We start from the raw sequence: 16,230 nt of genomic DNA, 5'->3' as shown, positions 1-16,230 counted from the left end.
GATAAGGAATTTATACAAAATAGATACAGAGGGAGTCGGAGAATGAAATTCAAGAAATTAACGCTGCTCACCATATTAGCTCTATTTTCACAAGTGGTACCAGCATACACGGCAAGCGCAGAAATGGCCATGAATGAACCCGTTTCAAATACGATTGTTCAGGAAAAATCACAGCTTGAAGAAACAGCTAACGAAGAAGTGAAAGTGGAAGGAAAAACGGATGTATCTGGTGTAACAGAACAAGAAGAAGACACCATCAGTGGAACGAAAGAGGCCACTACAGAAGAAGCTACTGTGATCACAGGAGGAACGGTTACGGGTACTGTAGAAGATGTTACATCTAATCCAGAGGATCATAAGACTCCTGTTCAAACAGAAGAAAATCCAGTGGTTCCCGAAGCTCCAGTGGTTCCAGAAGTTCCCGAAGTTCCAGAGGTACAGCCGCTAAGCAGCAGCAGTCAGTTGATCCTCTATTATAATAGTAAAAAAATGGTGCAAGACGGTGTAACTTATTATGCGCCGCAGCCGATGCAAGTGAAAAGCGGTGTATCTTATGTACCGATTCGCGCTTTGGTTGACCGGGTCGGGTACCGGGTTTCATATAACAACACCACAAAAGAAACGAGTATCATTCAAGGGAATAATGAACTGAAGTTCAAAACGAACAGCAATAAATACAAGGTCAACGGAGTTTCAAAAACAATGAAAGGAACCTCCTATCAGACTCAAAATACTTTTATGGTGCCTCTAACAGCGATCACTGGAGCACTTGGGATCAAGTATAGTTTAGTGAATAAAAGCATCGTTATGAATTTATCTACAAAACCAATTGCTAGCTTCAGCATATCACCTTCTGAAGTGTATGCAGGACAAGCTGTTACATACAAGGCAGAAGGGGTTTCTCCAAAAGGTCTTTCCATCATAAATGAACGTTGGGAAGGAAAAAAAGACGTATTTGATGCTCCAGGGAGATATACGATCAAATACTATGTACAAGACTCTAGTGGTTCTTGGAGTGACCCTTATTCACTCACGGTCAATGTCCTGCGTCCTAATCAGCCGCCGGCAGCTTTGTTTGTAACGGATAAAGAAGAATATAAAATGGGCGAACTCATTACGTACACAGATCAAAGTTCAGATGATGAAGCCATTGTGAAAACAGAATGGAATAATAATGCACTTGCCTTTTTTACGCCAGGTCCAAAAACAATCAGCCTGACAGTGAAGGATAATAAAGGATTAACAAATACCTACCAAAAAACGATTATCATTACGAATGAAACGCTCTATTCGTTAACCGAGTTTAATCAGCTATTTACGCCCATCGGAGAAAAGTTCTCCTTTGACGGATCGGCCGTGCCCACGTGGGCAAAAGTGAATTATACGTATACGGATTATCCGAGTACGTTACTTCGCAGTAACAGCCCGGAAACGGTGTATAAGGAAGGTATCGTATACAAAGATACAGCAGTAGGCAACACTCGTTTCTTAATTCACCATAAGAATAATACGGGAAAAAGAGTGAAAATGTACGTTGTAGCGACAAACAAGAATTCTGCAACAGCGATCCTGCGTACAGAGAATCTAGGATTTGCTGGACCAAGCACAATCGCACAAGCAGCTGGAAAAAAAGCGGTTGAGCGTTACTTTACCACGATTCAGGATGATTCAAAACGTACAACGACTACATTGAAACCAGGGGAAAGCAAGCTAATCTTGACGGATATGAGCAAAACAAGCATGAAGCAGCAGGAGATCGTTTCTTTACTATCCGATGTGTATAGTGATTATCCGATTGAGTATAACGTTGTTATTATTGACGAAAATTTAAATCCGCTGAAGGTACTTTATCGACTTCCTATTCTGGATCGGGATGGAGTGCATAATCGGGGCACCTATCCAAATGCAACCCGGGAGATTACTTACAGTGACCGACTTGGAGAAAAGCCAGAACGACTCGTGATAGGGGATAATAAGGATGACCCGAATGTAACGGGAATGGACCCGATGGTCGGCGTGGAAGCTTCTAACTCTGGTAACTTTGGGGTGCTTTATAAAATAACGCTGGAGCGCGTTGCACCTAATACTTTGATTTCCTTTAATCCAAGAGGAGGTACGTATACGGGTTACGCCATGGTAAATGGAGAGATAACTCCTCTTTATACAGATGGCGCGGTTAGAGCTCCTAATGAACAGGCCGTATTATATCGTACGGGAGAATATGAACGTAAAGTAGAAATTTTACTCACAGCAGCACCGGCAAGCAGCCTTCCCGTTAACCTGCTGATTGCACCTTTACCAAGTAAGAATTAAGGATTAACACAATAGTAGGATGGAAAAGGACTCTTTAAGTCATAAAGAGTTCTTTTTTTCTGCAGAGATAAAAGGTCGTTCTATGTTCGTTGACGTGGTACACCATTTCAGGCATTATAGATATATAGACAGATTTGGTATGACGGGAGGGTAAAAGTCATGCTGTCAACGAATCAGATTATTGAAGCCATGTCTAGCCAAGGACTTCGTATTACGGATCAACGAAAGACGCTCGCTAGACTTTTTGCTGAAACAGAAGGTTATTTGTCACCAAAGGATGTATACGAATATATGGGCCGGACATACAGCGGGCTCAGTTTTGATACGGTTTATCGAAATCTCAGGGTCATGCAGGAACTAGGTGTACTTGAACAAGTCATCTTTGAGGATGGAGTGAAATTCAAGGCTTCTTGCAGCTCGGGACATCACCATCACCATCTGATCTGCCTTCAGTGTCAAAAGACGCTTCCTATTGAGTTTTGTCCAATGCAGCTTACGGATACACCAGATCAATTTCAAGTGGTGGAGCATAAGTTTGAAATCTTTGGTTATTGTAAAGACTGTCAAGTATCTGGCAAAGTGTCGCCTAAGACAGATCAGAATCAAGCTTCTTCAAAGGGTCAGTAAAGATGAAGGTTACTCGTACGATTGCAAAAGCACCTGTTACATTTTATCGGAAATTTATATCGCCACTGAAACCTCCGAGTTGTCGGTTTTATCCGACTTGTTCGGCTTATGCACTAGAAGCGATCGAAGTTCATGGTGCGGTAAAAGGTTCATTGCTCTCTGCTAAACGGATTATGAAATGTCATCCCTTTCATCCAGGAGGCGTGGATTTGGTTCCACCCAAAAAAGGAAGTTAGAATTCTTCCACATCATAGGCTTATAGGCATGTGATAACCTTGACATGGATTGCGTTCGTTTAGTATTATTTTGATAAATTCATATGTTTCTTATGAAGGGATAAGTACAGTTAACATCTGCAGTACAGAGAGCCGGGGAAGCTGCAAACCGGTCTGTAGATCACTGGAAAATGGTCCTGGAGGAACCACTTTCGAGCCGTCTTCTATATACAAAGGAAGAGGTAAGGGAGTGGCGTGTTCCAGCGTTAATGGGTCCGGTTGATGACACAACATAACCGGTTGAGCCTGTGATCCGTGAGGATCCAGGGAATTTGGGTGGTACCACGTGAGAATAACAGACTCTCGTCCCATAGGGGATGAGGGTCTTTTTGTATTGTCTTCTGGTATTTTTTGCAGAATGACAGGGCACCAATTATTTTACAGGAGGTATTATAATGACGGAGAAAAAAACATTTTACATCACAACACCAATCTACTACCCAAGTGACAAACTGCATATTGGGCATGCGTACACAACGGTAGCAGGAGATGCGATTTCAAGGTACAAAAGATTAAGAGGTTACGATGTTCGTTATTTAACAGGTACGGATGAACACGGACAGAAAATCGAACAAAAAGCGCAAGCAGCGGGTAAAACGCCGATTGAATTTGTAGACGAAATTGTTGCAGGTATCCAGGATCTATGGAAGAAACTCGATATTTCTAACGATGACTTTATCCGTACAAGTGAAAAAAGACATACAAAGGTTGTTCAAGATATATTTGAACGTTTAGTAGCGCAAGGTGATATTTATAAAGGGGAATATGAAGGATGGTACAGTATTCCTGATGAAACGTACTACACAGAAACCCAGCTTGTGGATACAGTCAAAGATGACCAAGGTAATATCATTGGAGGAAAAAGCCCAGATAGCGGACATCCTGTAGAACTTGTAAAAGAAGAATGTTATTTCTTCAAAATGAGCAAATATGCAGATCGTCTTTTAGCTTTCTACGAACAAAATCCAGAATTTATTCAGCCGAAGTCTCGTAAAAATGAGATGATAAACAACTTTATCAAACCAGGACTTGAAGATTTGGCTGTCTCTCGTACAAGTTACGATTGGGGAGTAAAAGTGAAAAGCGATCCGAAACACGTAATTTATGTGTGGATTGATGCGCTGCTTAACTATATTACAGCACTCGGATATGGTACCGATGATACATCACTATATGATAAATTCTGGCCGGCTGATGTTCATCTCATGAGTAAAGAGATTGTACGTTTCCATACGATTTATTGGCCGATTATGCTGATGGCTCTGGATCTTCCACTGCCGAAGAAAGTATTTGCACATGGCTGGCTGCTTATGAAAGACGGTAAAATGTCCAAATCCAAAGGGAACGTAGTAGATCCCGTTACTTTGATTGATCGTTATGGTCTGGATTCCTTGCGTTACTATCTGCTTCGCGAAGTTCCATTTGGTTCAGATGGTACCTTCACTCCTGAAAGTTTTGTAGAACGTGTGAATTCCGATTTGGCGAACGATCTAGGTAACCTATTGAATCGAACGGTAGCCATGGTTCATAAATATTTTGATGGAAAAACGCCGGCATACCGCTCAGGAGTGACGCCATTTGATGCAACATTGGAAGAATTGGCACTTACGACGGTACAAAAAGTAGAAGAAGCGATGGAGAATTTAGAATTCTCTATAGCACTTACTTCTATTGGACAATTTATTAGCCGTTGCAATAAATATATTGATGAGACTCAGCCTTGGGTTCTGGCGAAAGATGAAGCGAAAAGAGAGGAACTGGCTTCCGTTATGGCTCACCTTGTGGAATCCCTTCGTGTAGCGTCCATTTTACTTCAGCCGTTCTTAACGCAAGCACCGCGTAAAATTTGGGAACAGCTCAATATTGAAGAGGGCGAACTGACTGCTTGGGACAGCACAAAACAAGCAGGGCTTATCCCGGAAGGCAATGAGCTTCGTAAAGGAGAGCCGATCTTCCCTAGACTGGATGTAGAGCAGGAAGTAGCGTATATCGCGAATGCGATGACAGGTGGATCCAAACCAGAAGCTGCGAAAGAAACCGAAGCCAAAGAAGTCCCTGCTCCTGAAGGCTTACCTGAGATCGGAATTGAAGATTTTGCTAAAGTGGAACTTCGCGTGGCACAGGTAATTGCTTGCGAGCCGGTGAAAAAAGCGGATAAACTGCTGAAACTGCAGCTTGATCTTGGTTACGAACAGCGCCAGGTTGTATCTGGTATTGCTAAATTCTATACTCCTGAGGAAATGGTCGGCCGTAAAGTAATCTGTGTAACGAACCTAAAACCAGTGAAACTTCGGGGTGAATTATCCCAAGGGATGATTTTGGCTGCGTCTCATGGGGATCAGCTGACCCTTGCTACCGTTCCAGAAAATATGCCGAACGGGGCTATTGTGAAGTAAGCTTTTTATACAGACTTATATAATAAATGAAAAAGAGCATACTCGTAGGATGAAGGGCTTATGTCATTTCAGAATACGATATGCGGAAGAGGCGTCCTTTCGGGGGCGCTTTTTTCCATTTGAAAAAGTATTGACAACCAATAGGCGGATACCTATACTACTATTTAGTAGTAATCGTTACGATTACGATTAAAGACAGGATAAAACAATGTAAATATGGAGTGGATGAAATGAAAAACAGGCTTACGAATTCAGCAAAAAGGTCACGTTTTTTTATGACGGTTACCTTATGCAGTATCATGATGTTGATTGTATCCGCATGCGGAAGCAATTCGGGTAGTTCTTCTCAAGGGAAAATTTCGGAGGACCATTTTAATGTAGTGACTAGTTTTTATCCGATTTATGAGTTTACGAAGGCGATTGGCGGAGATGATGTTAATGTGATTAATCTGCTGCCAACGGGTGTTGAACCGCATGACTGGACACCACGAAGTCAAGATATTGTGAATACATCCAAAGCTGGTTTGTTCTTATATAATGGTGCAGGGCTTGAAGCATGGGTTCCAAATTTTCTGAAAGCTCTAGATAAAGACTCCGATGTGAAAGCTGTGGAAGTAAGTGCAGGTATTAATCTGATTGATTCGGAAGAGGAAGACCATACACATGAAGGTGAAGCGCATGATGATCATGCACATGATCACGAAGACGATGGGCATAATCATGGTTCTATTGATCCTCATACATGGGTAAGTCCAAAGTCAGCGCTTGTTATGGCAGAGAACATTAAGAACAGTCTTGTCGAAGCCGACCCAGAACATAAGGCAGGTTACGAAGAGAGATATAGTGAACTTAAACAACAACTAGAAGATCTGGATGCGAAGTTTTCAGAACAACTTTCTAACGTATCTCAAAAAGAAATTGTTGTTTCTCATCAGGCATTTGGATATTTAGCACGTGACTATGGACTCACACAACATTCAATTATGGGACTTTCCCCTGATGCAGAACCAACAGGACAAGATATTGTGAAACTTGCTAAGCTGGTGAAAGAAGAAGGAATCCGCTATATTTTCTTTGAAGAGTTGGTCTCTGATAAATTGGCAAAAACTCTTGCATCTGAGGCAGGCGTAGAAACGATGGTTCTTAACCCGGTAGAAGGGCTTACCGAAGAACAATTGCAGAATGGAGATAACTATTTCACGCTGATGGAGAAAAATTTGCAAAATCTCGTAACAGCTTTACAATAGAATGTGATCATACTTGATAACTTTATCAAGGTTAGCTTAAGAAGAAGGAAGGAAGACCATGCAAAAAGCTACTAATTTATGTCATGATCCGGTTCTTGAAATAAAGAATCTCTGTTTTTCATACGGTGAGCAGCAGGTCATCGAAAATCTGAACCTTACGGTGAAGGAAAGAGATTTTGTTGGCGTTATTGGATCAAACGGAGCGGGAAAAACGACGCTCATGCGCATGCTGGTCGGATTGTTACCTCCAGGCGATGGCGAGATTCGTTTATTCGGTCAACCCATCGCTAAATTTAAGGACTGGGAACGGATCGGATATGTACCGCAGAAGAACGCTTTTAATCCGCTCTTTCCAGCAACCGTTCGGGAAGTTGTGCTTTCCGGGCTTTATAATAACAAACATATTTTCCGTAAAATGACGAAAAAGCATAAGCAGCAATGTGATGATGCTCTCGAAGTGATGCGGATCCAGGATTTGGCGGATAAAAGAATAGGACAGCTATCCGGAGGTCAGCAGCAGCGTGCATTTTTGGCCCGGGCGCTGATCAATCACCCTGACCTGCTGATTTTAGATGAACCTACGGTAGGAATTGATGCTGAGACACAGGCAAGTTTCTTTGAACTGATTACTCACATGCATAAACATCATCATATGACATTCCTGATGGTATCGCATGATATTGAGATGATCAAAGGATATCTTGGAAACGAACCTCAGCAGGTGAACGGTAAAATTAATTTCTATGTTCGTCATTCCCATGATCTGGAGAACTGTGTTCAGACAGATTTGCAACATTCGGTGTTATAGGGGTCAAAGGAGTCGTGAAGATTGGAAATTTTAACGAGTGATTTTTTTCAGCGGGCATTAGTCGGGGGGATTCTTATCGGAGTCACCGCACCGCTGATTGGTTTGTTCTTAGTACTGCGTAGACTCTCCATGATTGGGGATACATTGTCTCACGTTACGATCGCAGGTGTGGCTTTTGGTTTCCTGATCGGGGTGTATCCGATTGCGGCAGGGCTTGTCTTTGCTGTAATTGCATCGTTTGGAATTGAGAAATTGCGAAAAGCTTATAAAAGTTATGCGGAATTATCCATTGCGATTATAATGTCAGGCGGGGTAGCACTGGCTTCCTTGTTTTTCACATTAGGCAGGGGTTATAACGCGGATGTGATGAGTTACTTATTCGGCAGCATTTACACACTTGATCGTACGGATCTTATGGTTGTGGGTGTTGTTACTGCGATAGTCATCTTGGTGGTTGCTTTATTTCACAAGGAATTCTTTTTGCTCAGTTTTGAAGAGGATGCAGCAGCCGTTACCGGCCTTCCTGTGAAAATTCTAAATATGCTGCTTACCATTATGACGGCTCTGGTTATCAGTACCGCCATTAAAATTGTTGGGGCGCTGCTCGTATCTGCTTTATTAACGATTCCGGTAGCGATTAGTTTACTCCTAGCAAAAAGCTTTCGGGCATCCATTATTTTATCTGTTATCATCTCGGAGATTGCTGTAATAGCAGGGCTTGTGATCGCAGGGATATGGAATCTGGCACCAGGAGCAACCATTGTATTATTGCTGATTGGATTGCTTATTGTCATTATGCTTGGGAAAAAAGGGGTTCGGGCTTAAGACTTACCTGTTCGAATCCCTAACTCATGAGGAGGCGTTCCTTCAATGCCTGATGTAAACGTATGGCTTGCTTTTGGGGCAGGTATTGCTTCGTTTCTGTCCCCTTGCAGCTTGCCGCTGTATCCTTCGTATTTGTCATACATAACCGGTTTGTCTGTACAGCAGCTGAAGAATGAGCAAAATAAGAGAGAAATACGTTTACGAACCTTAAGTCACACGCTTGCTTTTATCCTTGGTTTTTCCGTTGTGTTCTATACTTTGGGGTTTGGAGCAGGAGTGTTTGGAGAGTTTTTTCATGAGTATAAAGATTTGATTCGAATGTTATCGGCTGTACTCATCATCGTCATGGGACTGATGTTAATTGGGCTTTTTCAGCCTCAGTTTCTGATGAAGGAACGTAAGATGGAGATGAAGTGGAAACCGGCGGGATATCTCGGATCTTTTATTTTTGGTATTGGGTTCTCTGCCGGATGGTCTCCTTGCATCGGACCTATACTCACCGCAATTATCGCTATGGCAGCAACGGAGCCAGGCGCCTGGATTGGTCTCATTACAGGTTACACGGCAGGATTTGCAGTCCCATTTTTCGTGCTTGCTTTCTTTGTAGGTACAACAAGATGGATTACGAAATACTCTGGGATTTTAATGAAAGTCGGAGGCAGTATCATGATCTTGATGGGAATTTTACTCTTTACTGATCGAATGACCCAGATTACGATTTGGCTGCAGCGAATTACTCCCGATTGGATGATCATTTAGAATTGAATTCGTTTAAATTTAGAGAGGTGCTTCCCTATAGCTGTCAGCTTTGACGGAGTATAGGAAAGCACCTTTTTATTATATATAAGTGAAAAGTACTTACGTGAAATACTCAATTTTTGATTCAGGGAAATATTCAAAAATTCGTTCCGTAATAAATTCGCGTAAGGCTTGTTGTTGGTTTTTTGGATACACATATTTATATTGCCCATATTTGCCCCATTTGGTCTCTCGTTTAGCAATATCCATCTCCAGCTTAGATTTTGGATAACGTTGTTCAATTAGATTTTTAGCTGTCTTTGTGAAACGATGCTGGATCATTTCAAAAGTTAAATCTTTGGTAGCATCTTTAGGCAGGGTGTTCGCTAATCGTTTTAAAAGATCGCCGTATCCTTCTTCCCATCCCTCATGCCATATAATAGGAGCGATAATAAACCCTAATGGATATCCCGCATGAGCAATTTTTCCGGCTGCTTCAATTCTCTCCTCAAAACGAGAGGTAGCAGGTTCAAAATTTTTAATGACATAATCTGCATTAACGCTAAATCGAATGCGAGTATTTCCACCATGCTTCAAGGAAAGCAGAGGTTCTACATGGTGGTATTTGGTTACAAATCGTAATCTGCCGAACTCTTCGTCAGCCATAAAGGTAATCAGGTCAGCTAGGTTCCCTGTAATATGCTCTAGACCTACCGGATCTGAAGTACAGGCAGCTTCAAACCGAGTAATCTCGGGTTTACGTTCTTCAATATAGTCTTTTGCTGCTAGAAGAATATCATCCGTATTCACATATACGCGAACATAGGGTTTTGCCCCGAGTGTTGTTTGTAAGTAACAATAATGACAATGGCCCATACAGCCAGTAGAGATGGGGATTGCATATTCAGCTGATGGCTTGGATTGATCAAACTTTAAGGTTCTGCGAATTCCGACTACGAGTGTTCGCTTGGCGATCCGATACTTCTCCAAGTCCGTTTCTCCAGGCAAATTCGTAATTCGGTTATGGGAAGTCGTCATATGATATTCGATGTTTTTTTCTTTTACCCATTCCAGAATGCGCTGTCCTTTTGGATAGTCGAGGGAACTTGGTTCAAAATAAACAAGATCAGGGACAAAAGCTTTAGTGGGCCTAACTTTGCGTTCAGGTCTTTCTAAGACTTGAGTCGGCATGAAAAAGCTCCTCTCACATTGTAATTCACTATGTATTTTGCCTTGATAACTGTATTCTTAAGCATGGAAACATTACGTATTAAACGGGATGCTATGCCCTTCAGGACTTGCAAATCCTATTGAATAACATGTATCATAACAAGAGCAAACTTACTCGGCCGCAAGGACGCTAGTTCATTAATGAAATGAGGTTAGGCACATGCCAACGCCCAGTATGGAAGATTATTTGGAGCGAATTTATAAGTTAATCGATGAAAAAGGGTATGCGCGTGTATCCGATATTGCGGAAGGACTCGAAGTACATCCATCCTCAGTAACGAAAATGATACAGAAGCTGGATAAAGACGAGTATTTAATCTATGAGAAGTATCGAGGCCTTATCCTTACTCCAAAAGGTAAAAAAATCGGAAAAAGACTGATGGATCGCCATGAGCTGCTTGAAGAGTTTTTGACCATTATCGGGGTACAGGACGAGAATATATACAGAGACGTGGAAGGGATTGAGCATCACCTTAGTTGGGATTCCATAACTTGTATTGAGACTCTCGTGGAGTACTTCCGCCGTGATGATGCAAGGCTGCAGGATCTTCGAAACGTCCATAAGGAACTAACAAACGAATCTTAAAGAAAAAACACCATTCTAGTTTCATAGGATGGTGTTTTTACATTCAGTCGCAACTTTCAGCATATAAAAACGTCTATAACTATAACAAATGGGTTATTTTTCTAAATTTATATGCTTGGAGGACAACGTTTTATGAGGAAAGTTAAAGAGTGCCTTGCTTTGTTACTGGTTGTATTACTTGTACTGCAAGGAGCCCCGAATATATCGGCGGCAAGTTCGAGTGAAATTACGATTTATTTGGATGGAAGTCAGCTCATGACCGATGTAGCACCGTATTTGAAACCGAAAGATAATGTAACGATGGTTCCGCTGCGAGTAATCAGTGAGGGAATCGGCGCTGCAACTAAATGGAATCAGGCTACAAAAACGGTAAACATTCAAGGGCTATATACTTCTATTTCCTTGACGAATGGGAAGACAACCGGGATTGTTGACGGGAAGTCCGTAAATTTAACAACATCAGTAGAAATTATTAAGGGACGAGTTATGGTTCCTCTACGGTTTGTAAGTGAGCATCTAGGCTTACAGGTGACCTGGAATCAATCAGCTAAAACGATTAAACTGACCACAACCAATTTATGGCCTGCGGACCCTGAGATTCCAAGTGTGCCAGGTGAACCAAGTTCGGAAATAAGAGGGGCCTGGATATCTACGATTAATGGAGATTGGCCTAAATCAGGCTCTACTAAAAATATCGCAAAACAAGAGCAAGATTTTATCAAAGAGTTAGATTCTCTTCAGTCTATGGGGATTAACAGCGTATATGTTCAGCTTCGCGGAGCTTCCGATGCTATATATCCATCGACTCTGGTTCCATGGAATAAAGTACTGACCGGGACACAAGGGCTGGATCCAGGATATGATCCCGTTGCGTTCATGGTTGAGGAAGTACATAAACGGGGAATGGAATTCCATGCTTGGTTTAATCCTTTTCGTGCAAATACCACAACGAATACAAGTGCGCTGGCAGCAAACCATGTCATAAAACAGCATCCGGAATGGATCGTAACCGCTAAAAACCAAATGTATATTAACCCAGGTATCCCGGAGGCAAGACAGCATATTGTTGATGCAATTATGGAAGTGGTAAATAACTACGACATTGATGGTGTTCATCTTGATGATTATTTCTATCCATCAAACACGACGTTTAATGACAATGCTGCTTATAAGCAATATAACGCAGGAAAAATCAGTAATATTGGTGACTGGAGAAGAGATAACATTAATCTTTTTGTTCAGAGTTTGGGACAAAGTATTAAACAGTCTAAGCCGTCAGTAGAGTATGGTATCAGTCCTTTTGGTGTATGGAGAAACATAGCGAAAGATCCGACAGGGTCTAACACGAAAGCAAGTGCCGCGTATGACGATATGTATGCTGATGTTAGAACATGGATAAAAGAAGGCTGGATCGATTATGTGGCTCCACAGATCTATTGGAGTATGTCGTATACCGCTGCAAGATATGATGTGCTGGTAGACTGGTGGGCTAACGAAGTAAAAGGAACAGACGTAGATCTTATTATCGGTCATGCTCCATATAAGCTCGGAACAGCAGAAGTTGGCTGGCAGACATCACAAGAGATCATCAATCAACTTAAATATAATGAGCAGTATGAGGATATCACAGGATCTATATTTTTCAGCAGTCAGTATCTCACCAAAAATCCGCTTGGATTAATTCAATCATTAACCTCATACTATACCAAATAGCAAATTGAAACGGATCAGACTTTACTCCTGAGAATTACAATTAAAAAGGATACAAAAGAACCCCGCAGAACTTAAGTCTGCGGGGTTCTTTTGTGATCTTTAATGATATTTAGGAAGATCGGGATCATCTTTATCTCTTTTATTTCCTTCGATTACGTGGAAAGGATAATCTTTTCTTTTTTTGGTTGTTGTTGACTTTGCTCCATTTTTGGATTGGCCAAGCTTTGCCATGGTTGCCGCTGACGGTTTGACTTTCGGATGTTTCTTCCTGCTGTTAGCATAACCAGCCGGTGGCTTCAGATAAAACCACAACATCAAACCGACTAGAATGATAGGAAATATGAGTTGATTCCAAGCGCCGCTCGCTGCAAATACAATGAACTGAAAAATGGCTAAGGCCATGACTGAAAAGAAAATAACACCGTGTTTCAACATCTTCCACCCTCATCCTTTCACAGGATCCAGATTTCCGCTTGCATAAGATACGTTTACAGTAGCATTCTCAAGTTCTGCATCAAGTTCACGCATCCGATTGAAGGAGGCAATAGACACTTCCACCTGATCATCTGTTGGTTCTTTTGTAGTTAACAGCTGAAGCCATAGACCAGGGTATCCCAGATAACGGAGGACAGGAATATCACGAACTGCATTCGTAAACTTCAGAACTTCGAAAGACAGCCCTAGCACGACTGGTAAGAGAATCAAACGCTGACCTACACGTTCCCACACATTATCATATGGGAAAGGGATGGAGAATAAAGAATAGACCAGTACCCCAACAATAACACTCAGAACAAGAAAACTACTGCCGCAGCGATAGTGAAGACGACTGAACTTCTGTACATTGGCAGGCGTAAGCTCTACCCCTGCTTCATAAGCACTGATTACTTTATGCTCTGCTCCATGATATTGGAACAGTCTCTTAATCGTCGGTGTAAGCGATATGACATACAAGTATAAAAATACTAGCAATATTTTAATAATACCTTCAATAAAGGTGTGACTAAATTTACTCAACCCCGTGTTACCAAATAGAAAATCTTCAATAAATACAGGCACAGCGGTGAGAACGACCTTGCCAAATACAAAAGACAGTACACCGACAGCCGCTACTCCAATGACCATGGACAGGCTCCAACCGGTATTTTCGTTATCTTTCTGTTCTTGTCGTTCTTCTTCTGTTAACTCGTCATCTGCGTAAGCATCAGCAGAAAAGTTAAGATGTTTGGTTCCTTTGGCACTCGAGTCAATTAGACTAACAATCCCGCGTAAAAAAGGGATTTTTCTTAGTTTTTTAACCCAGGATTTATCTTGTTTCGGGACTTCTAAAAAAGCAATTTCCTGGTTTTTTCGTCTTACTGCTGTAACATTTACATGCTTCCCGCCAAACATTACGCCTTCTATGACTGCTTGGCCGCCGTAAGCTACTGGTTTTGATTCTTGAGGCAAAAGTTTCACCTTCCTATTCTCTTCATTACCTCTATTGTATCTTTTTTAGCCAGCAATTTCTAGTTTTGAGTAACGATTTGGAATTTGCACATACTACATGCTATAGGATGAATTTACATGACGATATTATTAATAAGGAGACGATCTTAGGGTGAACCATCAGCAGAAAAGAACAAAACGAACCAATCCGCTGCTTTTCGGTTTGGAAATTGGATTTTTTGCCGGATTATTTTGGGGAGGAATTCAGTGGGTTTTTTATATTTTTCATTTTACGGTGATTCCAACCGGATTTATAGCAGAACCTTTTTTCAAACACTCTTTTATTTATTCACTACCGGGACAATGGCTGGGATGGGTGTTTTTTATCGGATTTTCGATCCTTGCCACCTTATTGTACATCCTCATTTTGCGTAAACTTAGGGGACCACTTCCTGGATTACTATACGGTATCGTATGGTGGTTTCTTATTTTCATCTGGCCGGGTCCAAACCTCGGTATGGTAAAGCCAATTACAGAAGTGACCTGGGACACGATTTACGCAGAATTCTGTTTGTTTTTATTGTGGGGATTATTTATCGGTTATTCTATAGCCGTCGAGTATACCAACGAAAGGAAACGGGAGCCAGAAATGGCATAAGGCTGCAATCAAAAAAACTTCTCAATCCCTTGCTCATTGTGTTAAAATAGCAAATGGTTATCGGCAGGGAAGGTAGTACACAAGGATAAAGCTTTATTTCGGTTTGTGAGCTACACGTACTGCCGACTTTCATGAACGTACTATCGTTTTTTACGCACGTTAGTGTTGGCACCAGAAACCAGTCAATTTGCTGGATTCAGTCTACAGCTTTACATCTGATCTTCAGGCCATGATATAACGATCTGGAGATTCATAGAGAGAGATAAGGAACTGGCTTGAAGGCGAAGAAAGAAGGTATAATCATGGAGAACAACCGCGTGATGAAACTACGTAAGGCTATGAAAGAACAGGGACTTGAAGCCATTTTGGTGACGAGCCCGATTAACAGACGGTATATTACCGGCTTCACTGGTTCAGCAGGTTATGTACTCGTAACGCTCCAAAAAGCGTATTTGCTTACTGATTTCCGTTATATGACACAGGCTCCGCAGCAAGCAAAAGCATTTACTGTTCTTGAACACGCTGCGAAACCGATGGAAACAGTAAAGGAATTACTGATTGAAGAAGGAATTCAGTCTCTGGGATTTGAGAAGGATTTGATCACGTTCGCAACGTATGAGGCGTACACAGATCAACTGAAACCAGTGAAACTGGTTCCGGTGAGCGGACTTGTTGAAAAACTTCGGTTATATAAAGATGAGAACGAGATTGCGATCATGCAGCGTGCTGCAGATTTGGCAGATGCTGCTTTTGCTCATATCCTGACAGTCGTAAAACCTGGTATGACAGAACGCGAAGCAGACCTTGAACTTGAATTCTTTATGCGCAAGCATGGCGCAACATCTTCTTCCTTTGATACGATTGTAGCTTCTGGGATCCGTTCAGCCATGCCCCACGGCGTTGCCAGCAATAAGGTAATTGAGAAAGGCGACTTTATTACTTTTGATTTTGGTGCACTATTAGATGGGTATTGTTCAGATCTGACCCGAACCATTGCAGTCGGTACACCGGCAGCCAAATTGCTTGAGATTTACGATATTGTGCTGGAAGCTCAATTACATACTTTGGAGCATATCAAACCGGGTATGACAGGTCGGGAAGCAGATGCGCTAGCACGAGACATAATTACGAAATATGGATATGGCGACTACTTCGGACACAGTACAGGGCATGGCCTTGGGATGGAAGTTCATGAGTCCCCTCGTTTATCCAAACATAGTGATGATATTCTCGAACCAGGAATGGTTGTTACCGTTGAGCCAGGGATTTATCTTGCTGACATCGGAGGCGTTCGGATTGAAGATGATGTCGTACTGACTGAATCTGGAATCTCGATTTTAACGCACTCTAAGAAAGAATTAATAACATTGTAATTATAATTAGGAG

General features: G+C 41.8%; 15 protein-coding genes and 1 other annotated feature. Of the genes, 12 read left to right on the top strand and 3 right to left on the bottom strand.

What is annotated here, in order from left to right:
• Positions 1–42 precede the first annotated feature (42 nt).
• The 8 genes from PV403_RS16590 (at position 43) to PV403_RS16555 (ending at position 9,250) form a co-directional block, all read left to right on the top strand.
• A complete protein-coding gene (locus PV403_RS16590) occupies positions 43–2,313 on the top strand; it encodes a stalk domain-containing protein (protein WP_332085311.1) in 2,271 nt (756 codons plus the stop codon).
• A gap of 159 nt (positions 2,314–2,472) precedes the next feature.
• A complete protein-coding gene (locus tag PV403_RS16585; RefSeq protein ID WP_213529766.1) occupies positions 2,473–2,940 on the top strand; it encodes a Fur family transcriptional regulator in 468 nt (155 codons plus the stop codon).
• A 2-nt stretch (positions 2,941–2,942) separates the two neighbouring features.
• The gene (gene yidD, locus PV403_RS16580; protein WP_213529764.1) at positions 2,943–3,176 is read left to right on the top strand and encodes a membrane protein insertion efficiency factor YidD; all 234 of its coding nucleotides are present in this window, start codon (positions 2,943–2,945) and stop codon (positions 3,174–3,176) included.
• An 83-nt stretch (positions 3,177–3,259) separates the two neighbouring features.
• Positions 3,260–3,529, top strand: a binding site (T-box leader).
• An 81-nt stretch (positions 3,530–3,610) separates the two neighbouring features.
• Positions 3,611–5,611 (top strand): methionine--tRNA ligase, encoded by a 2,001-nt coding sequence (gene metG, locus PV403_RS16575; protein ID WP_332085309.1) that lies wholly within the window; start codon positions 3,611–3,613, stop codon positions 5,609–5,611.
• A 230-nt stretch (positions 5,612–5,841) separates the two neighbouring features.
• On the top strand, positions 5,842–6,858 hold the full coding sequence (locus tag PV403_RS16570) for a metal ABC transporter substrate-binding protein (RefSeq protein ID WP_442951769.1): 1,017 nt from the start codon (positions 5,842–5,844) through the stop codon (positions 6,856–6,858).
• Positions 6,859–6,916: 58 nt separating this feature from the next.
• A complete protein-coding gene (locus PV403_RS16565; protein WP_213529758.1) occupies positions 6,917–7,666 on the top strand; it encodes a metal ABC transporter ATP-binding protein in 750 nt (249 codons plus the stop codon).
• Between the two features lie 21 nt (positions 7,667–7,687).
• The gene (locus PV403_RS16560; RefSeq protein WP_213529756.1) at positions 7,688–8,491 is read left to right on the top strand and encodes a metal ABC transporter permease; all 804 of its coding nucleotides are present in this window, start codon (positions 7,688–7,690) and stop codon (positions 8,489–8,491) included.
• Positions 8,492–8,536: 45 nt separating this feature from the next.
• The gene (locus tag PV403_RS16555; RefSeq protein ID WP_213529755.1) at positions 8,537–9,250 is read left to right on the top strand and encodes a cytochrome c biogenesis CcdA family protein; all 714 of its coding nucleotides are present in this window, start codon (positions 8,537–8,539) and stop codon (positions 9,248–9,250) included.
• A gap of 99 nt (positions 9,251–9,349) precedes the next feature.
• On the opposite strand, the gene splB is transcribed toward PV403_RS16555, so the two are convergent.
• Positions 9,350–10,420 carry a spore photoproduct lyase gene (gene splB, locus PV403_RS16550; protein WP_213529753.1) on the bottom strand — a complete coding sequence of 357 codons (1,071 nt, stop codon included), beginning with the start codon at positions 10,418–10,420 and terminating at the stop codon, positions 9,350–9,352.
• Between the two features lie 199 nt (positions 10,421–10,619).
• Between splB and mntR the strand changes: the two genes are divergently transcribed.
• Together mntR and PV403_RS16540 are read left to right on the top strand one after the other, a co-directional pair.
• Entirely contained in the window at positions 10,620–11,045 is a 426-nt protein-coding gene (gene mntR / locus PV403_RS16545) for a transcriptional regulator MntR (protein WP_160033477.1), read from the top strand.
• 132 nt (positions 11,046–11,177) lie between these two features.
• Complete coding sequence (locus PV403_RS16540) at positions 11,178–12,758, top strand: family 10 glycosylhydrolase (protein WP_332085305.1); 1,581 nt, start codon at positions 11,178–11,180, stop codon at positions 12,756–12,758.
• A gap of 99 nt (positions 12,759–12,857) precedes the next feature.
• Here the strand turns inward: PV403_RS16540 and PV403_RS16535 are convergent, their stop codons facing one another.
• Both PV403_RS16535 and PV403_RS16530 read right to left on the bottom strand, forming a co-directional pair.
• A complete protein-coding gene (locus tag PV403_RS16535) occupies positions 12,858–13,193 on the bottom strand; it encodes a hypothetical protein (protein ID WP_332085303.1) in 336 nt (111 codons plus the stop codon).
• A gap of 9 nt (positions 13,194–13,202) precedes the next feature.
• Positions 13,203–14,207 (bottom strand): DUF1385 domain-containing protein, encoded by a 1,005-nt coding sequence (locus PV403_RS16530; protein WP_213530247.1) that lies wholly within the window; start codon positions 14,205–14,207, stop codon positions 13,203–13,205.
• Between the two features lie 151 nt (positions 14,208–14,358).
• On the opposite strand from PV403_RS16530, the gene PV403_RS16525 reads away from it, so the two are divergent.
• The gene (locus tag PV403_RS16525; RefSeq protein WP_213529748.1) at positions 14,359–14,844 is read left to right on the top strand and encodes a YqhR family membrane protein; all 486 of its coding nucleotides are present in this window, start codon (positions 14,359–14,361) and stop codon (positions 14,842–14,844) included.
• Positions 14,845–15,146: 302 nt separating this feature from the next.
• Positions 15,147–16,217 carry a M24 family metallopeptidase gene (locus tag PV403_RS16520; protein ID WP_213529746.1) on the top strand — a complete coding sequence of 357 codons (1,071 nt, stop codon included), beginning with the start codon at positions 15,147–15,149 and terminating at the stop codon, positions 16,215–16,217.
• Positions 16,218–16,230 lie beyond the last annotated feature (13 nt).

The organism is Paenibacillus sp. GYB006, assembly GCF_036577645.1.
GTDB lineage: Bacteria > Bacillota > Bacilli > Paenibacillales > Paenibacillaceae > Paenibacillus.
This window is presented reverse-complemented; position numbering and strand designations above follow the sequence as displayed.